Origin of the sequence: Nocardioides sp. (assembly GCF_036405735.1) — a bacterium.
In the GTDB taxonomy this organism is placed as follows: domain Bacteria; phylum Actinomycetota; class Actinomycetes; order Propionibacteriales; family Nocardioidaceae; genus Nocardioides.
On the sequence record NZ_DASWXC010000014.1, the window covers coordinates 1 to 16,593 of the forward strand.

21 protein-coding genes are annotated in these 16,593 nt (G+C 72.1%); 13 read left to right on the plus strand and 8 right to left on the minus strand.

The features are described from left to right. The 9 genes from VGE38_RS02355 to VGE38_RS02395 form a co-directional block, all read left to right on the plus strand. Positions 1 to 212 (plus strand): WYL domain-containing protein (locus VGE38_RS02355; protein WP_331140927.1); only part of this gene is annotated, 212 nt, incomplete at its 5' end. 21 nt (positions 213 to 233) lie between these two features. Continuing rightward, positions 234 to 1,034 (plus strand): crotonase/enoyl-CoA hydratase family protein, encoded by an 801-nt coding sequence (locus tag VGE38_RS02360; protein WP_331140928.1) that lies wholly within the window; start codon positions 234 to 236, stop codon positions 1,032 to 1,034. 24 nt (positions 1,035 to 1,058) lie between these two features. Further along, on the plus strand, positions 1,059 to 2,699 hold the full coding sequence (locus tag VGE38_RS02365) for a DNA repair helicase XPB (RefSeq protein WP_331140929.1): 1,641 nt from the start codon (positions 1,059 to 1,061) through the stop codon (positions 2,697 to 2,699). Between the two features lie 193 nt (positions 2,700 to 2,892). Further along, positions 2,893 to 3,756 (plus strand): oxygenase MpaB family protein, encoded by an 864-nt coding sequence (locus VGE38_RS02370; RefSeq protein ID WP_331140930.1) that lies wholly within the window; start codon positions 2,893 to 2,895, stop codon positions 3,754 to 3,756. A gap of 140 nt (positions 3,757 to 3,896) precedes the next feature. Then, positions 3,897 to 5,072, plus strand: a complete 1,176-nt coding sequence (locus tag VGE38_RS02375; protein WP_331140931.1) for an RtcB family protein — start codon at positions 3,897 to 3,899, stop codon at positions 5,070 to 5,072. A 48-nt stretch (positions 5,073 to 5,120) separates the two neighbouring features. Next, positions 5,121 to 5,414, plus strand: a complete 294-nt coding sequence (locus tag VGE38_RS02380; RefSeq protein WP_331140932.1) for a DUF1905 domain-containing protein — start codon at positions 5,121 to 5,123, stop codon at positions 5,412 to 5,414. Between the two features lie 86 nt (positions 5,415 to 5,500). Then, positions 5,501 to 6,706 carry a phosphoglycerate dehydrogenase gene (gene serA / locus VGE38_RS02385; RefSeq protein ID WP_331140933.1) on the plus strand — a complete coding sequence of 402 codons (1,206 nt, stop codon included), beginning with the start codon at positions 5,501 to 5,503 and terminating at the stop codon, positions 6,704 to 6,706. A gap of 70 nt (positions 6,707 to 6,776) precedes the next feature. Further along, positions 6,777 to 7,394: an HD domain-containing protein gene (locus VGE38_RS02390; protein ID WP_331140934.1), complete on the plus strand. Its 618-nt coding sequence runs from the start codon at positions 6,777 to 6,779 to the stop codon at positions 7,392 to 7,394. A gap of 77 nt (positions 7,395 to 7,471) precedes the next feature. Continuing rightward, complete coding sequence (locus VGE38_RS02395; protein WP_331140935.1) at positions 7,472 to 8,710, plus strand: MFS transporter; 1,239 nt, start codon at positions 7,472 to 7,474, stop codon at positions 8,708 to 8,710. 31 nt (positions 8,711 to 8,741) lie between these two features. Here the strand turns inward: VGE38_RS02395 and VGE38_RS02400 are convergent, their stop codons facing one another. Further along, complete coding sequence (locus tag VGE38_RS02400) at positions 8,742 to 9,038, minus strand: DUF4031 domain-containing protein (RefSeq protein ID WP_331140936.1); 297 nt, start codon at positions 9,036 to 9,038, stop codon at positions 8,742 to 8,744. A 7-nt stretch (positions 9,039 to 9,045) separates the two neighbouring features. On the opposite strand from VGE38_RS02400, the gene VGE38_RS02405 reads away from it, so the two are divergent. Next, positions 9,046 to 9,402, plus strand: coding sequence for a DUF8819 family protein (locus VGE38_RS02405; RefSeq protein WP_331140937.1), 357 nt, complete (start codon positions 9,046 to 9,048; stop codon positions 9,400 to 9,402). 17 nt (positions 9,403 to 9,419) lie between these two features. On the opposite strand, the gene VGE38_RS02410 is transcribed toward VGE38_RS02405, so the two are convergent. Then, the gene (locus tag VGE38_RS02410; RefSeq protein WP_331140938.1) at positions 9,420 to 10,142 is read right to left on the minus strand and encodes a GntR family transcriptional regulator; all 723 of its coding nucleotides are present in this window, start codon (positions 10,140 to 10,142) and stop codon (positions 9,420 to 9,422) included. A gap of 113 nt (positions 10,143 to 10,255) precedes the next feature. Here VGE38_RS02410 and VGE38_RS02415 point away from each other — a divergent pair, with 113 nt between their 5' ends. Further along, positions 10,256 to 10,870, plus strand: a complete 615-nt coding sequence (locus VGE38_RS02415; RefSeq protein ID WP_331140939.1) for an alpha-ketoglutarate-dependent dioxygenase AlkB — start codon at positions 10,256 to 10,258, stop codon at positions 10,868 to 10,870. Here the strand turns inward: VGE38_RS02415 and VGE38_RS02420 are convergent. Next, on the minus strand, positions 10,867 to 11,259 hold the full coding sequence (locus VGE38_RS02420; protein WP_331140940.1) for a hypothetical protein: 393 nt from the start codon (positions 11,257 to 11,259) through the stop codon (positions 10,867 to 10,869). The genes VGE38_RS02415 and VGE38_RS02420 overlap by 4 nt on opposite strands. Positions 11,260 to 11,558: 299 nt before the next feature. Here VGE38_RS02420 and VGE38_RS02425 point away from each other — a divergent pair, with 299 nt between their 5' ends. Next, positions 11,559 to 12,800: an HNH endonuclease signature motif containing protein gene (locus VGE38_RS02425; RefSeq protein WP_331140941.1), complete on the plus strand. Its 1,242-nt coding sequence runs from the start codon at positions 11,559 to 11,561 to the stop codon at positions 12,798 to 12,800. On the opposite strand, the gene VGE38_RS02430 is transcribed toward VGE38_RS02425, so the two are convergent. Beyond that, on the minus strand, positions 12,797 to 13,177 hold the full coding sequence (locus VGE38_RS02430) for a DUF6980 family protein (protein WP_331140942.1): 381 nt from the start codon (positions 13,175 to 13,177) through the stop codon (positions 12,797 to 12,799). The two genes, VGE38_RS02425 and VGE38_RS02430, sit on opposite strands and share 4 nt — an antisense overlap. A gap of 221 nt (positions 13,178 to 13,398) precedes the next feature. On the opposite strand from VGE38_RS02430, the gene VGE38_RS02435 reads away from it, so the two are divergent. Then, a complete protein-coding gene (locus tag VGE38_RS02435; RefSeq protein WP_331140943.1) occupies positions 13,399 to 14,007 on the plus strand; it encodes a DUF4396 domain-containing protein in 609 nt (202 codons plus the stop codon). Between the two features lie 24 nt (positions 14,008 to 14,031). Here VGE38_RS02435 and VGE38_RS02440 read toward each other — a convergent pair whose 3' ends face one another. The 4 genes from VGE38_RS02440 to VGE38_RS02455 are packed head-to-tail and all read right to left on the minus strand — an operon-like array spanning position 14,032 to position 16,470. Beyond that, on the minus strand, positions 14,032 to 15,126 hold the full coding sequence (locus VGE38_RS02440; RefSeq protein WP_331140944.1) for an alpha/beta hydrolase family protein: 1,095 nt from the start codon (positions 15,124 to 15,126) through the stop codon (positions 14,032 to 14,034). 24 nt (positions 15,127 to 15,150) lie between these two features. Beyond that, positions 15,151 to 15,318, minus strand: a complete 168-nt coding sequence (locus VGE38_RS02445) for a hypothetical protein (RefSeq protein ID WP_331140945.1) — start codon at positions 15,316 to 15,318, stop codon at positions 15,151 to 15,153. A gap of 28 nt (positions 15,319 to 15,346) precedes the next feature. After that, positions 15,347 to 15,976 carry a hypothetical protein gene (locus VGE38_RS02450; protein WP_331140946.1) on the minus strand — a complete coding sequence of 210 codons (630 nt, stop codon included), beginning with the start codon at positions 15,974 to 15,976 and terminating at the stop codon, positions 15,347 to 15,349. Then, the gene (locus VGE38_RS02455) at positions 15,973 to 16,470 is read right to left on the minus strand and encodes an RNA polymerase sigma factor (protein WP_331140967.1); all 498 of its coding nucleotides are present in this window, start codon (positions 16,468 to 16,470) and stop codon (positions 15,973 to 15,975) included. The genes VGE38_RS02450 and VGE38_RS02455 overlap by 4 nt, the downstream gene beginning before the upstream one ends. Between the last annotated feature and the right edge of the window lie 123 nt (positions 16,471 to 16,593).

Here is a 16,593-nt window from a genome sequence, read left to right on the forward strand (position 1 = left end):
CGTCGGGCGCGCTGGCGGCGCTGCGCGAGGCCGTCGAGACCGCGACCACCGTCGTCATCACCTACGTCGACAACCACGGCACCCGCAGCGACCGGGTGGTCGAGCCGGTGCGGGTCGAGGGCGGTCAGCTCGTGGCGCGCGACCGGCGCGCCGACGACACCCGGGCGTACGCCGTGCACCGCATCCTCGACGTCCGGCCCGCCGAGTCCTGATCCCTCGCTAGGGTCGCCGGCATGGCCGAGCCCCTGCTGATCGATCGCGACGGACACGTCGAGACCTGGACCCTGAACCTGCCCGAGAGGCGCAACCCGATCTCCGACCTGCCGACGGTGGAGGCGCTCGAGGAGGCGGCCGGTCGCGCCGCCGCCGACGGGTCGGTGCGGGCGATCGTGCTCACCGGTGCCGGGTCGGCCTTCTCGTCGGGCGGCGACGTCAAGGCGATGGCCGAGCGGTCCGGGATGTTCGGGGGCACCGGCGCGGAGATCGCCGACGGGTACCGCCGCGGCATCCAGCGGATCCCCCGCTCGCTGTTCCACTGCCCCGTGCCGATCGTCGCCGCGGTCAACGGCGCGGCGGTGGGCGCCGGCTGCGACCTGGCGTTGATGTGCGACGTCCGGGTGGCGTCGACGACGGCGTTCTTCGCGGAGTCGTTCGTGAAGGTCGGCCTGATCCCCGGCGACGGCGGCTCGTTCCTGCTGCCGCGGGTCGTCGGTGCCGCGCGGGCGGCCGAGATGACGCTGACCGGCGACCGGATCTCCGCCGAGACCGCCCTGGCGTGGGGCATGGTGTCCCAGGTCGTCGCCCCCGAGGACCTGCTGCCGGTCGCCCGCGGGATCGCCGACCGGATCGCGGCGAACCCGCCGGTCGCCGTACGCGCCGCCAAGCAGCTGCTGCGGGAGTCGGACCGGCTCACGCTCGCGGAGATGCTCGACAAGGCCGCCGACGTCCAGGCGCTGCTGCACCAGACCCGCGACCACCACGAGGCGGTCACCGCGTTCGTGGAGAAGCGGGAGCCGCGGTTCACCGGGGAGTAAGCGCCCCCACGTACCCTTGCCGGCGTGGATGGCCCCCTGATCGTCCAGTCGGACAAGACCCTGCTGCTGGAGGTCGACCACCCCCGCGCGAGCGACTGCCGCAAGGCCATCGCGCCGTTCGCGGAGCTGGAGCGCTCCCCCGAGCACGTGCACACCTACCGGCTCACGCCGCTCGGCCTGTGGAACGCCCGCGCCGCCGGGCATGACGCCGAGCAGGTGGTCGACACGCTGCTGGCGTACTCCCGCTACGCCGTCCCGCACGCGCTGCTGGTCGACGTGGCCGAGACCATGGCCCGCTACGGCCGGCTGCGGCTGGAGAAGCACCCCGTCCACGGCCTCGTGCTGGTCTCCAGCGACCGGCCGGTGCTCGAGGAGGTGCTGCGCGCCAAGAAGGTCGCCGGGATGCTGGGTGCGCGGATCGACGACGACACCGTCGCGGTGCACCCGAGCGAGCGCGGCAACCTCAAGCAGGCGCTGCTCAAGATCGGCTGGCCGGCCGAGGACTTCGCGGGGTACGTCGACGGCGAGGCGCACGCCATCGACCTCGACGAGACCGAGTGGCACCTGCGGCCCTACCAGCGCGAGGCGGCCGAGTCGTTCTGGCACGGCGGCTCCGGCGTCGTCGTCCTCCCCTGTGGCGCGGGCAAGACGCTGGTCGGCGCGGCCGCGATGGCCCACGCCAAGGCCACCACGCTGATCCTGGTCACCAACACCGTCAGCGCCCGGCAGTGGAAGGACGAGCTGGTCCGGCGGACGTCGCTCACCGAGGACGAGATCGGGGAGTACTCCGGGTCGGTCAAGGAGGTCCGTCCGGTCACGATCGCGACCTACCAGGTGCTGACGACCAAGCGGAAGGGCGTCTATCCCCACCTCGAGCTGCTCGACGCGCGGGACTGGGGCCTGATCGTGTACGACGAGGTGCACCTGCTGCCCGCGCCGATCTTCCGGATGACCGCCAACCTGCAGGCCCGCCGCCGGATCGGCCTGACCGCGACGCTGGTGCGCGAGGACGGCCGCGAGGGCGACGTCTTCTCGCTGATCGGGCCCAAGCGGTACGACGCGCCGTGGAAGGACATCGAGGCGCAGGGCTGGATCGCGCCCGCCGACTGTGTCGAGGTCCGCGTGACGCTGCCGTCCTCCGAGCGGTTGGTCTACGCGACCGCCGAGCCGGAGGAGCGCTACCGGCTGGCGTCCTGCACCCACCACAAGATCGACGTCGTCGAGGACATCGTGCGGCGGCATGCCGGCGTACCGACGCTCGTGATCGGGCAGTACATCGAGCAGCTCGACGAGATCGCCGAGCACCTCGACGCGCCCGTCATCAAGGGCGAGACGCCGGTCAAGGAGCGGCAGCGGCTCTTCGACGCGTTCCGCTCCGGTGAGATCGGGCTGCTGGTCGTCTCGAAGGTCGCGAACTTCTCCATCGACCTGCCGTCGGCCGAGGTCGCCATCCAGGTCTCGGGGTCGTTCGGGTCGCGACAGGAGGAGGCGCAGCGACTGGGCCGGCTGCTGCGACCGGGCCGCGACGGCAAGACCGCGCACTTCTACACGATCGTCTCCCGCGACACCGTCGACGCGGAGTTCGCCCAGAACCGGCAGCGCTTCCTGGCCGAGCAGGGGTACGCCTACCGGATCATCGACGCGGAGGACGTCGCCAGCGCCTGACGCCGGCACCCGCTGGTCGAGCAGCGAAGGCCGCGCTCCCCCGTTGGTCGAGCAGCGAAGGCCGCCAAGGCCTGAGCGTGTCGAGACCTCTGTGGCCGAGGCACCCACGCAACCCTCTCCCCAGAGGTCTCGACAACGGCTCCGGCGGCTCGACCAACGACGAGCATGCCCACGGGTCCGTACGCTCGATGACGTGAGGATCGCCGACGTCCGCGCCCAGCTCGGAGCGGAGCTGTTCACCCGCGTGGCGGGGCCTGACGGCGCGCGGCACCGCGAGCGGATCCACGGCCGGCCGGGGCCGCGCTGGTTCGACCAGCGCAGCCCGATCGCACAGGTGCACGCCGACGCCTCGATGTTCGTCGGCGGCATCCGGGCGCTGCTGCTGCAGAGCCTGCACCCGGCCGCCATGCGGGCGGTGTCGGAGCACAGCGGCTACCGCGGTGACATGTGGGGGCGGCTCGCCCGCACCAGCCGCTTCCTGGCGGTCACCACCTACGGCCACGTCGAGGACGCCGAGAAGGCCGTGGCAACGGTCCGCCGCATCCACGAGCGGGTCACCGGCACGATGCCCGACGGGACGCCGTACGCCGCCTCCGACCCGCACCTGCTCGCCTGGGTGCACCTCGCGGAGGTCGACAGCTTCCTGCGGGCGCACCAGGCGTACGGCGCGCGGCCACTCGACCAGGCCGGCCGGGACGAGTACGTCGCCCAGACCGCGGAGGTGGCCCGCCGGCTCGGGGTTATGGACCCGCCGATGACCGAGACCGAGCTGGCCGACCAGCTCGCGGCCTTCCGTCCCGAGCTGCGCGGCACGCCGGAGGCACGCGAGGCGGTCAGCCTGCTGCTGTTGAATCCGCCGCTGCCGCTCGCGGCCCGGCTGCCGTACGGCGTGCTCACCGCCGCCGCGGTCGGCCTGATGCCGCGCTGGACCCGTCGACCGCTGCGGCTGCCCTGGCTGCCGGTCACCGAGCGGACCGTGGTGCCGGTGCTCGGCAAGGTCGCGACGGGAACGATCCGCTGGGCGCTGGCCACCCTGCCGCCGCCGACCAGCGGCTGAGCCACGCGGCCGCCGCCCGCGGCACGCACACGGGAAATGCGTCGTGCAACGGATTTCGTGAGGCCTACCGTCCTGCGCCGTTGGTCACCGGGACCAGCACACAGCAACGTACGAGAAAGGCGACGACACAGGACCTCACGATGGAACAGATCACCCCGAAGCTCTACAACTGGGCTTCGATCCTCGAGCAGGGCACGCGCGACCAGGCGGTGACGACGGCGTCGATGCCGTTCATCCACCCGCACCTCGCGCTGATGCCCGACGCCCACCTGGGCCTGGGCGCGACCGTCGGGTCGGTCATCCCGACGCTGCGCGCGATCATCCCCGCCGCCGTCGGCGTCGACATCGGCTGCGGGATGATCGCCGTCCGCACCCAGTTCACCCTCGACCAGCTGCCCGCGAACCGGCGGCCGCTGCGGGAGGCCATCGAGCGCGCCGTACCGCTCAGCGCCGGCGCCGCCAACCGCAAGATCAGCCGCGAGCACACCGAACGCCGGCTCGCCGAGCTCGAGCGCGAGGCGGCCGCGGCCGGGTTCGACCCCGCGTCCTACAAGAAGGAGTGGGCGCTGCAGCTCGGCACCCTCGGCTCGGGCAACCACTTCATCGAGGTGACGGTCGACGAGCGGATGAGGGTGTGGCTGTTCCTCCACTCGGGCTCCCGCGGTGTCGGCAACAAGATCGCCCAGCGGCACATCAAGGTCGCCCAGGCCTGGTGCCAGCAGCGGGGCGTCGACCTGCCGCACCGCGACCTGGCCTACCTCGAGGAGGGCACGCCGCAGTTCGACGCCTACATCTCCCAGATGCGGTGGGCGCAGCACTACGCGCTGCTCAACCGCGAGGAGATGATGGACCGGGTCGTGCGGCAGTTCGCCGAGTGGGTCGGCGCAACGGACGGTGTGGAGCGGCAGGAGGAGATCAACTGCCACCACAACTACACCGAGCCGGAGACACACTTCGGCGAGCGGGTGTGGCTCTCCCGCAAGGGCGCCATCAACGCCGAGAAGGGCCGGCCGGGCCTGATCCCGGGCTCGATGGGGACGGCGTCGTACGTCGTCACCGGACTCGGCAACGCGATGGCGCTCAACTCCGCACCCCACGGCGCCGGTCGGGAGTACTCCCGGTCGCGTGCTCGCCGCACCTTCACCCGTGATGACCTGCGGACCGCGATGGCGGGCATCGAGTACCGCGACACCGACGCGTTCATCGACGAGATCCCGGCGGCGTACAAGGACATCGACCGGGTCATGGCCGACGCGTCTGACCTGGTCGAGATCCGGCACACGCTGCGCCAGATCGTCAACGTCAAGGGCGACTGAGACTCGTTGACCGACGGCTGTCGGAGCTCCCGGCTAGCGTCTGCACCCGTGGACGCTGGCTGGGAGTTCGACGCCGCGCTGTGGCGCTGGGAGGGACAGGAGGCCGCCTGGGTCTTCCTCACCGTGCCGGAGGAGGTCGACGACGACATCCGGCTGCTCGCCGGGCCGCGCCACGGCTTCGGGTCGGTCCGGGTCGAGGTCACCATCGGCGCCTCCACCTGGCGCACGTCGGTCTTCCCCGACAAGCAGCGCGGCTTCGTGCTCCCGGTCAAGAAGGACGTCCGCCGTCGCGAGGGCGTCGAGATCGGCGACACGGTGACGGTGCGGCTGACGCTGCTCTGAGCCCGCGACCACGCGGAAGGCACCGCGCCGTTCCACCCCTCGGAGCGATTCCGCCGAGGGAGCCTCGTGCGCCTACCCTGGAAGTCGTGAGCGAGAAGGTCCTGCTGCTGGAGAACATCCACCCCGTCGCCGTCGAGAACCTCGAGGCGGCCGGCTTCGATGTCGAGCTGCGCAGCGCCTCCATGTCCGAGGACGAGCTCGTGGCCGCGCTGCCCGGCGTGACCATGCTCGGCATCCGCTCCAACACCCACATCACGCCGCGGGTGCTGGACAACGCGCCCGACCTCAGGGCGATCGGCTGCTTCTGCATCGGCACCAACCAGGTCGACCTCTCCTACGCGGCCCAGAAGGGCATCGCGGTCTTCAACGCGCCCTTCTCCAACACGCGCAGCGTCGTCGAGCTCGTCATCGCCGAGATCATCAGCCTGGCCCGCCGGCTGCCGGAGAAGACCCAGAAGATGCACGCCGGCATCTGGGACAAGTCGGCGAAGGGCAGCCACGAGGTCCGCGGTCGCACGCTCGGCATCATCGGCTACGGCAACATCGGCACCCAGCTGTCGAACCTCGCCGAGGCGATGGGCATGTACGTCATCTTCTACGACATCGCCGACCGCCTCGCGCACGGCAACGCCCGCCGGATGCCCACGCTCGACGCGCTGCTGGCCGAGGCCGACGTCGTCAGCCTCCACGTGGACGGCCGGCCCGGCAACGCCGGCATCTTCGGCGAAGAGCAGTTCAAGAAGATGAAGCCGCGCTCGCTGTTCATCAACGCCGCCCGCGGCATGGTGGTCGACACCGAGGCGCTGCGCGAGCACATCTTGTCCGGTCACATCGCCGGCGCCGCGCTCGACGTCTTCCCGATCGAGCCCAAGGCCCAGGGCGACGAGTTCGAGTCGCCGCTGCGCGGCCTCGACAACGTCATCCTGACCCCGCACGTGGGCGGCTCGACGCAGGAGGCGCAGGAGGAGATCGGCTACTTCGTCTCCACCAAGCTGAAGAGCTTCCAGCGCCAGGGCTCCACCGCGCTGTCGGTGAACCTCCCGGCGGTGCAGCCGCCGGCGCTGGGCGAGGGCGACCGCATCGGCTTCCTGCACGTCAACGTGCCCGGCGTGCTCGCCGAGGTGAACAACCTGTTCGCCGCCGAGGGCGTCAACGTCACCGGTCAGTACCTCGCCACTCGCGGCGAGCAGGGGTACGTCGTGACCGACGCCGCCGAGGCGGTGTCGGCCGACTCGCTGGCCAAGCTCGAGGCGTCCCCGCACACCATCTGGCTGCGCAGCTGGAGCGTCTGAGCGCTCCTCGCCCCGCTGCCGCACCGCGGGTTCGCTGGCGCCGGATGCTCCGGCCACGGATACTGGGCGCGTGGACCTGCCTCAACATTGGCCCCTCCCGCACGCCCCTGAGCTCCGTGACGCCCTGCTGGCGGCGTACGCCCACGGCGACCGGCGCTACCACGACACCCGCCATCTGGCCGACGTGCTCGAGCGTCTCGGCGAGCTGCGCCGGGCCGGCACGCCGTTCGACGAGCTGCCGGTGACGCTCGCGGCGTGGTTCCACGACAGCGTGTACGACGGCGAGCGCGACGCTGAGGAGCGCTCCGCGGTGTGGGCCGAGGACGGCCTCGCGGGCCTCGTGGACGAGCCGGTGCGGGCCGAGGTCGCCCGGCTGGTGCGGCTCACCGAGACCCACCATCCCGCCGCCGAGGACCGCAACGGCTGCGCGCTCTCCGACGCCGACCTGGCGATCCTCGCCGCGCCGGCGGAGCGCTACGCCGACTACCAGCGGGCCGTCCGGGCGGAGTTCGGCCACGTCGGCGACGACGACTTCCGCGCCGGCCGCGCGCAGGTGCTCGGCGGCATCCTGGCCAAGGAGACGATCTTCCACACGGCGTACGCCCGCGAGGCCTGGGAGGCCAGGGCCCGCGCCAACCTGCGGCGCGAGCTCGACCAGCTCGACGTCCCCGTGGTCGAGGCCGGCTGACACTCCCCGGCCTGCTGGGATCGCGAGCCGCCGAAAAGGATTCGGCAAAGACGGCTGCGGACGAGACAATCTCAGCCATGGGATTCACGACGTACGCCGAGCTCTTCAGGATCCCGGCGGTACGACGGATCCTCCTGCTCGGGATGGTCGTCCGGGTCCCCCTCTGGGCCGCGAGCGTCGTGCTCACCCTGCACGTCGTCGAGCACCTCGACCGCAGCTACACCGAGGCCGGGCTGGTCGCCGCGATCCAGGCCGTCACGCTCGGGGTCAGCGGCCCGTTCCGCGGCCGTCGGCTGGACCGGCTCGGGCTGCGGCGCGCCGTCGCACCGTCGCTGGCGGTGCTGCTGGTGTGCTGGTGCATCGGCCCGTGGGTCGGCTACTGGCCGCTGCTCGCGTGCGCCGCCGTGGCCGGACTGTTCACGGTGCCGAGCTTCTCGATCGTGCGCACCGTCCTGATCGGCGCCGTCAGCGAGCGGCAGCGGACCACCGCGCTCTCGATCGACTCCGTGGCCACCGAGCTGACCTTCATGGTCGGCCCCGTCGCGGGCGTCTTGCTGGCCACCTCCGTGCCGACCCCGATCGCGCTGTTCGCGTGCGAGATGGCGTCGCTGGCCGGCGCGGCGCTGATCTGGTGGGCCAACCCGCCGCTGCGCAGCGCGCAGGAGTCCGCGACCCCGACCGCGCAGGTCCAGGCGCGGACCTGGATGTCGCCGGCGGTCTTCGCGATCCTGGCCATCTCGGTGGTCGCGACAATCACGCTGACCGGCGAGGACCTGGCGACGGTGGCCGCCCTGCGCGAGTGGGGCCACCCGTCCTCGATCGGCTGGGTGCTCGCCGTGTGGGGCGCCGGCTCGGCCATCGGCGGCATTGTGTACGGCGCCCTGAGCCGCCACCCTCCGGCGGCCGTGCTGCTGGTGTTCCTGGCGGCCTCCACCGCGCTGGTCGCCGTCGCACCCGACCGGACCTGGTTCACCGTGCTGCTGTTCCTCAGCGGCCTGTTCTGCGCGCCGACGGTCACGGCGACCACTGACGACCTGTCCCGGGTCGTGCCCGCCGGCAGCCGCGGCGAGGCGATGGGCTGGCACGGCTCGGCGATGATGGTGGGCAGCGCCGGCGGTGCCCCGCTGATCGGCGCCGCGATCGACCTCGGCGGATGGCAGTGGGGGCTGCTCGTGGCCGGCCTCACGGGCCTGGTCATCGCGCTCGCCGGACTGGTCATCGTGCGCAACCGGCGCGCTCCGGCACCGGCAACGGCCTTCGCCGAGACGCCGGTCATCGAGCCGGTCGTCGACACCCCGCCCGTCGGGACGCACTGACGACCTCACAGCGGAGCCGCCAGGGGACCCGTCAGCGACCCTTGCGGCGTCGCAGGCCGGCCCTCACCAGCCGCGCCACCAGCTCCCGGCTGCGCACGGGCACAGCGCCCGCAGCCACCACGGCGTCGTACCACTCGGCGGGCACGTCGTAGTGGTCGCGGTCGAAGCCGCGCGCCGGGATGCCGACGCTGCGGGCGAAGGCGTGCAGCTCGTCGTAGGAGGTGTCGCTGGCGACGTGGGACCACAGCCGGCCGCGGGAGGGGACGCTCGGCGGGTCGACCAGGATCACGCGACGATTCTGGAGCCGGTTGGCGTCGTACGCCACCATGGACCCGATGGATCCCGCACTGATGCTCGAAGCCCGCGCGCTCGTCCTGCGTGACCTGCAGGCGCGGGGCATGGCGACCCCGGAGGCGGTCAACGCCCTCGAGGACGCCGTCGCGGAGCGTGGGTGGTGGGCCGACCAGTGGCCGGAGGGGGCGGTGTACGTCGCCGGGCTGGTCGCCCAGGACGTCCAGGACGCGCTCTTCGAGACCGGCGGACGCTGGCCGCTGTGCCGCGCCTGCGGGGCGGTCGGCGAGGTCGCGATCCACTCGCTCTACATCGCCCCCGACCTCGGCGGCCCCGACCCGGTGTGGATCTGCGAGGAGTCCGGCGACGTCGTCGCGCCGCTGGGGGCGCTGGACCGCTGAGCGCCCGCGGGGGCCGGTCAGTCCTCCTGCGCGAGCTGGATGCGCAGGGTGTAGCGGTCGGAGCGGTAGACCGAGCGGGAGACCTCGACGACCTTGTCGTCGCACAGCGCGCGGCGCTGGGTCCGCAGCACGGCCGCGCCCGGGCCGATCTCGAGCAGCTCGGCCTCCTCGCGGGCGGCCAGGTCGGCGGCGATGGAGTCCTCGACCCACGTGGGACGCAGCCCGCGGGTGGCCAGGTCGTCGTACAGGCTGGTCGGCGTGCCGCCCTGGAGGAAGCCGGGCAGCAGCACCTCGTTGAGGTAGGCGTCCTCGATGCACATCGGGGTGCCGTCGGCGCGGCGCAGCCGACGCCAGTGGATGACCGGGTCGCCCTCGGTCAGGCCGAGCACGCGGGCCACACCGGGGCCGGCCTGCTCGCGGCGGGCCACCAGGGTCTGCGACTCGGGCAGCAGTCCGCGGCGTTGCATCTGCTCGGTGAAGCTCAGGACCGGCGTACTGGCGCGGCGGGGGCGGGCCACGAAGGTGCCCCGACCGGGGATCCGCTCCAAGAGGCCCTCGGCGACCAGCGAGTCCATGGCCTGGCGTACCGTCATACGGGCCACGCCGAACCGCGTGACGAGCTCCCGCTCGGACGGCGCCGGCGAGCCCGGCGCCTCGTCCACGATCAGGGCGCGGACATACTCCCGCACCTGCACGTGCTTCAGCGAGCGCACCTCCCGCGCCGCCAGGGTGTTCTCCACGGCAGAAGGGTAAGTCTCGCCGGCGCGGCGTGTACGCGGATCTCGCCACTCCGCGAGCAGTCGCCTTGCGACCGCTATCGAACATCCGTTCGAAGTAGGGTTATCGTGGTGGCATGGACTTCCAGTCGTCGCTGTTCGCGGCCCCGGAGACGGGCCGACCCGACTTCGCCGGCATCGAGCGCCGGCCGCTCTCGCGGGGCGCCTGGGTGGACGTACGCCGCACCTGGCTCCCCGAGGCCGACGACGTCTTCGCGACACTGGTCAGCGAGGTGCCCTGGCGGGCCGAGCAGCGCCAGATGTACGACCGGGTGGTCGACGTACCCCGCCTGATCCACACCTACCTCGCCGGCGACGCGCTCCCCCACCGGGCGCTCACCGAGGCGCGGGACGCGCTGAGCGAGCACTACCTGGCCGAGCTCGGCGAGCCGTTCCGGACCGCCGGGTGCTGCTACTACCGCGACGGACGCGACTCCGTGGCTTGGCACGGCGACACCATCGGGCGCGGCCGGTCGCACGACACGATGGTCGCGATCGTCTCCCTCGGCGACCCGCGCCGCCTGATGCTGCGACCGCGCGGTGGAGGCGAGTCGCTCAGCGTCGAGATGGGCCACGGCGACCTGGTCGTGATGGGCGGGTCGTGCCAGCGCACCTGGGAGCACGCCGTGCCGAAGGTCGCCCACGCCGGCCCGAGGATCTCGGTGCAGTTCCGGCCGCTGAACGTCTTCTAGCGACGGTGTGTGCCCGGGATCGCGTCCACTTCGGCACCGTGTCGCTCCAGTCGAGCGATGAGATCGCCCACCTCGGCCGCGGCCACCGACACGTCGACGAGCGCTGGCGTTGACTTCAGCTGCCGGATCAGATCGCTCGCGGGTGTGTCGGTGTACTCCCGGAACACCTTGACGACTTCGATCGGTCGGTTGCCGGCGCTCGCTACGACGATCGTCGTCGGCCTGTCGTCAGGACGCTTCTGCCGCGGCGCGACTCGCCCGATCCCGAGCAAACCGAGGACGCATACGACGAACGCGAATAGTGCGACCGAGCTCCACGGCTCCGGCAGTTCGGCATAGCCGACAAAGGCGGCAACGGCGATCGCTATCCGGATTGCACGCTTGGTCACAGGTCGTCCTCGTCCATCGTTCGTCCCCTCGAACACCGCGGGGGTGCCAGGGTAGAGCGCCAGCCACGCCTTCCCACGCGTTTCCGCGTTGGTCGAGCAGTGAGGCCGCTTCCCCCGTTGGTCGAGCAGTGAGGCCCGCCTCCCCCGTTGGTCGAGGAGTGAGGCCCGCCAGGGCCGAACGTGTCGAGACCACCGCAACCCGGGCACCCGCTGCTGGACGACCGAGGCGCCCGGACCGGAGTGTCGGTGCCGGCTTGTAGCGTCACGAGCATCGGACAGCCACTCTCTCGGGACTCGCTATGACCATCGCCTTCGCCTCCGGCCAGCCGCCGTTGCTGGGCTGCGCGCAGGTCATGGCCGAGGCGTTGGACGCGATCGCCGACGCCGATCCGATCTACCTGACCACCAGCGACAAGGCCGACCTGCTGCGCCACCTCGCCACCCTGGAGGCCCGGCTGGCCGAGGTCCGCCTCCGCGTCCTCGCGGCCGCGGGCGACGTCGCCGAAGCTACCGGCGCCCGCGACGCCGCCTCCTGGCTGGCCGCAGAGACACGGCAGGACGTCCGGGCACCGCGTGCCGACCAGCACCTCGCCCTCAGGCTCGACCAGCAGTACGCCGCACTGCGAGAAGCGCTGGGAGCCGGCAGCGTCAACCTCGCCCAGTCCCGCGTGATCGCCCAAGCCCTCGACGACCTACCGGACGACGTGGACATCGTGACCCGGAAGCGGGCCGAGCACGCACTCATCACCGCGGCCCAGACGCTGCGGCCGCAGGAGCTGAAGATCGCCGGCCGCAGGATCCTCGAGATCGCCGCCCCCGAAGCCGCCGAAGCCCACGAAGCCCGACTCCTCGCCGCCGAAGAAGCCCACGCCCACGCCAAGACCAAGCTCGCGCTGAAACCACTGCCCGACGGCACCACCCGCCTGTCCGGCATCCTGCCCAACGCCACCGCCCACCGGCTGGCGACCTACCTCGAGGCGTTCACCAACCCCCGCAAGACCGACGGCACCACCACCCAGGCCGGTACCGGCTCCTACCCCCACCGCCTGGGCCAGGCGTTCTGCCAGCTCCTGGAGACCATCGACCCCCAACGGCTCCCGATCCACGGCGGAGACGCCACCACCGTGATCGTCACCATCGGCCTGGACCAGCTCCGGCACGACCTCGGCACCGGCACGGTGATCGGCGGCGACCGGCTCACGGCCCACCAGGCCCGCCGCCTGGCCTGCACCGCCAAGATCATCCCCGCCGTCCTCGGCGCCAGATCCGAGGTCCTCGACCTCGGCCGTGCCCAACGCCTCTTCACCCCGGCCCAACGCAAAGCACTCGCCCTACGCGACCACACCTGCCGCGCCGAAGGCTGCACCATCCCCGCCACCTGGTGCCAAGCCCACCACCGGCAACCCTGGTCCCACGGCGGCACCACCGACCTCGCCGACGGCATCCTGCTCTGCGCCCATCACCACCACCGCGCCCATGACCCCGCCTGGCACACCCAACGACTCCCCAACGGCGACGTCCGCTACACCCGACGCACCTAGGCCGGCCGGTCGCGCCACCAACGACTGGAGCGGAACTCCTCGGGCAACGGATCTTCGCCCGGGTCGATGCCGAGCGCCTCCAGTCGGTCGAACCACTCATCCCTGAGGCGCGGAGGCAAGAGCACGCCGCAGTTCGGGCAGAACTCGATCCGCAGGAAAGAGGTGCCGCCGTCGACCACGGCGATGCCCACGTCACGGAACACCTCGAAGCAGACAAGCGGTACGTCGTCAGCGCGGACCTGTTCGACGAGGCGCTCGCAGCAGAGCCACGAAAGATCGCCGTCGTGTTCCCAGTTCAGGTCCTCGACGCGGGGCCAACGGTCCTCCTCCATGTCGGCGGATGCTAGCCGGGCCGGCCACTCGTCGATCGTGAGCACGAGGGGCGCTTCGAGCCTGGCGGTCAAAAACACTTCGGAATATACCCTCTGGGGGTATATGTTGATGACTCCGACACCACGAGCGCAGAGAGGGCGCCATGAGCGAATCGATGCATGACCACCATCAGGCCCACGGGCATGGGCATTCCGGTCACGGCCATCACGAGGTCGACGGCCACCCAGGCCACGCGGGCCACGTCGGCCACGGCAGCAGCAAGGCGATGGCCGTCGCGGCGACTCTGCACTGCCTCACGGGTTGCGCCATCGGCGAGATGCTCGGACTGGTGATCGGCACCGCCGTGGGGCTGAGCACCGGCTGGACCATCACGATCTCCGTGTCGCTGGCCTTCTTCTTCGGCTACCTGCTCTCGACGCTGCCGCTGCTCAAGAGCGGGCTGGCCCTGGGCGCCGCGTTCAGCCTCGTGCTGGCCGCCGACACGGTCTCGATCGCGACCATGGAGGTCGTGGACAACGCCGTCATGGCGCTCATCCCCGGCGCCATGGACGCCGGACTGGTGAACCCGGTCTTCTGGGTCGGCATGATGATCGCCTTCACCGCCGCGTTCGTCGCCGCGTACCCCGTGAACCGGTACCTGCTGCAACGCGGCAAGGGTCACGCGCTCACCCACGAGTTCCACGGGGCCGCCGCCGCGACCACCGGCGCGCGCCGTTACCTCCCCTCGTTCGCGACCTCCACCCTCGTGGCGGTGCTCGTCGCGTTCCTGCTCGGCGGTCTCCTCGTGTCCGTAGCAGCGGAGCTCGGCGACGGCGAGGGCGGCAGCGCTCCCGGCCACGCCGCCCCGGCAGCCGCGTGGTCGAGTGGCAGGTGACAGCACCGACGCGGCGTACGGGGCTCAGTCCAGCTCTGCCCGCAGGAACCGGACGGTGCGTCGCATCGACAGGTCCCACTGCGGTCCGAAGGCGTGCTCCTCGCCCTGGTAGACCCGCAGCCGGCTGTCGACGCCGGCCCGCCGCATCAAGTCGTGCGTGGTGTGCGCCCAGCGGATCGGACACGAGTCGTCGCTGGTGCCGTGGTGGGCGAGGACCGGCTCGGTGATCCGGTCGAAGTAGGTGCGCGGCGACAGGCCGGCGTAGAACTCCGGCCGCTGTCCCGGCCGGCCGAAGCGATCGAAGAGCGCCTCCGCGGCGTCCGGTCGCTCCGGGATCGTCCAGCGGCGCAGGTTGTCGAGAAACCTCGAACTCACCGAGGCGTAGAGCACCGCGGCATCGACCAGCCCCGGCCGAGCGACCAGCACGTCCATCACCACGCCGCCACCCATGGAGCGGCCGAGCAGTCCGAGCCGCTCGGGGTCGACGTACGGCAGGCCCGCCAGCGCCTGCACCGCCGCGATGGTGTCCCGGGCGTAGCCGAGCCGGGTCTCGACGTCGACGCCGGTGGCCGGATCGGAGCCGGCATGGCCCCGGTAGTCGGTGTGCAGCACCGCGAAGCCCTCGTTCGCGAGCCGGATCTGTTCCCGCGTGAGCCCCTGGCCGGTCACGTAGATCGACGGCTCGATGTGGCCGTGGGCGAGCACGACGCCCGGAAACGGGCCGCGACCCCGCGGGCGGTAGAGGACGCCGGTAACGCGGACGTCGTCGGCGCGGTACGCGACCTCGAAGCGGCGGTACGCGTCGGTGCTGAGCCGCTCGCGAAGGACCCGGATCCGGCTGGTCGGCAGCTCCTCGCGCATCAGCGCGGGCAGCGACACCGGGCTGGTGGCGCGTGGGGTGGTCTCGACACGACTCGCTTCGCTCGTCGGCTCGACCACCGACGGGGTACCGCTCGGCTCGACCACCGAGGGAGCACCGGTCGGCTCGACCACCGAGGGGGTACCGCTCGGCTCCACGCTCGACGGGCTACCGCCCGGTGCCGAGCCGGGCGCGTCGTCACTGCAGGCGACGAGCGGCAACGCCAGTACGGCGGCCGCGGCCGTCACCCGCAGTCTCATCGAGTCTCCCGGCGGATCAGGCGCTCACTCGGCGTGCTGGTCCGGTGTCGAAGCAGGGCCGGCATCCTGGTCCTGCTCCTCCCCCGGGTTCTCCTGCGCGGCGGCTCCCGCCGGCCGGGAGGCGGGTCCGGCGTCCTGGTCGCCGGCGAGCTCTTCGTTCTCAGAGTTGTTCTCGGGGTTGTTCTCAGTCATCCCTCTCGGTGCCCGGCGCGGACGCCGATCACGCGCCGAACGCCTCGGCGTACAGCGCGCGCAGCTCCGGGGTGGCCGGGCCGCTCAGACCGCAGCCGGTGATCACGTCGCCGGTGGCGGCGATGAGGTACGTCGTGCCCGCGGCGAACTCCAGCTCCGGCTGCAGCAGCGCGGTGTCGTCAGGGACCGTGACCGTGACCTCGTCGGTCGCCTGCCCGGCGTAAAAACGCTCCGGCTCGAGCGTCACGACCCCGTCCGCGATGCCGATGGCGGTGGCCTCGAAGGCCAGCTCCTGGACAGCGAGGACGTCCGCGGACGGGACCATGCACCGTCCGCTCTCCTGGGGGGTGGTCAGCGCGACGGTGGCCGGCCCCGGCTCGCTGGGCGCGCCGGTCGGCTCATCGCCGGCGCTCGGGACCGGGTCGTCGGTGCCGAACACCGCGTAACCCGCGATCAGCGCCAGCAGCACCACGGCCGCGGCCGCGACCAGCCAGGTGAGCGGGTTGCGGCCGCGGTGGCCGGTGGCGCGCACGTCGTTGGTGACCGCCCGCTCGACCAGTGCGGCGACGCGGTCGGGATCGGCGGGCGAGAGTGTGGCCGCAGGGTCGGCGACACGGAGCCGGTGGCGCAGCTCGTCGTCGGAGGGACTGTTCGTCATGTCCCTTCATGTCCGGCAACGGCGCTCGTCTTTCGCAGCCGGTCGCGGAGCTTGTGGCGAGCGCGGGTGAGCCGGACGCTCACAGCGTTGGGGGTAGTGGCCAGGACCGTGGCGATGTCCGCGGGACCGAGCCCCTCCCAGGCCCACAGCCGGATCAGCTCTCGGTCGGCCTCGGGCAGGGTGGCGAGGGCCTCCAGCACGGCCGAGGCGTCGTCGGAGCCCGGCGCGGTCGCCGGCTCCTCGGCCAGTCGGGCGGCCAGCCGCGCCCGGCGGCGTACACCCCGCTCGGCGTTGGCCAGGCAGTTGCGCGCCACGCCGTACAGCCACGGCAGCGGCTCGTCCGGGATGTCCGCGAACCGCCGCCACGCCACCAGGTAGGTGTCGGCCAGGACGTCGTCGGCGGTGTCGGCGTCGGTACGGCGGGCCAGGAACCGTCGCAGCGGATCCACGCTCGCCCGTACGACGGCGTCGAACCGCTCCGCGCGCTCGTCCATGTCCACGCGGTAACCCTGCCACGCACGGAGGTAAACCCGTCCGCTCGGAGAACGAGGCAGGGCCCCCGGGTGTCCGGGGGCCCTGCTTCGTGATGCTTCGTTGGAGCGACTGGGTCTCGAGAC

Coding starts and splice junctions, on each gene's coding strand:
- VGE38_RS02360 (WP_331140928.1), top strand. CDS start 234: ATGGCCGAGCCCCTGCTGATCGATCGCGACGGACACGTCGAGACCTGG.
- VGE38_RS02375 (WP_331140931.1), top strand. CDS start 3,897: ATGGAACAGATCACCCCGAAGCTCTACAACTGGGCTTCGATCCTCGAG.
- VGE38_RS02395 (WP_331140935.1), top strand. CDS start 7,472: ATGGGATTCACGACGTACGCCGAGCTCTTCAGGATCCCGGCGGTACGA.
- VGE38_RS02400 (WP_331140936.1), bottom strand. CDS start 9,038: ATGGTGGCGTACGACGCCAACCGGCTCCAGAATCGTCGCGTGATCCTG.
- VGE38_RS02405 (WP_331140937.1), top strand. CDS start 9,046: ATGGATCCCGCACTGATGCTCGAAGCCCGCGCGCTCGTCCTGCGTGAC.
- VGE38_RS02415 (WP_331140939.1), top strand. CDS start 10,256: ATGGACTTCCAGTCGTCGCTGTTCGCGGCCCCGGAGACGGGCCGACCC.
- VGE38_RS02425 (WP_331140941.1), top strand. CDS start 11,559: ATGACCATCGCCTTCGCCTCCGGCCAGCCGCCGTTGCTGGGCTGCGCG.
- VGE38_RS02435 (WP_331140943.1), top strand. CDS start 13,399: ATGGCCGTCGCGGCGACTCTGCACTGCCTCACGGGTTGCGCCATCGGC.
- VGE38_RS02440 (WP_331140944.1), bottom strand. CDS start 15,126: ATGAGACTGCGGGTGACGGCCGCGGCCGCCGTACTGGCGTTGCCGCTC.
- VGE38_RS02445 (WP_331140945.1), bottom strand. CDS start 15,318: ATGACTGAGAACAACCCCGAGAACAACTCTGAGAACGAAGAGCTCGCC.
- VGE38_RS02450 (WP_331140946.1), bottom strand. CDS start 15,976: ATGACGAACAGTCCCTCCGACGACGAGCTGCGCCACCGGCTCCGTGTC.
- VGE38_RS02455 (WP_331140967.1), bottom strand. CDS start 16,470: ATGGACGAGCGCGCGGAGCGGTTCGACGCCGTCGTACGGGCGAGCGTG.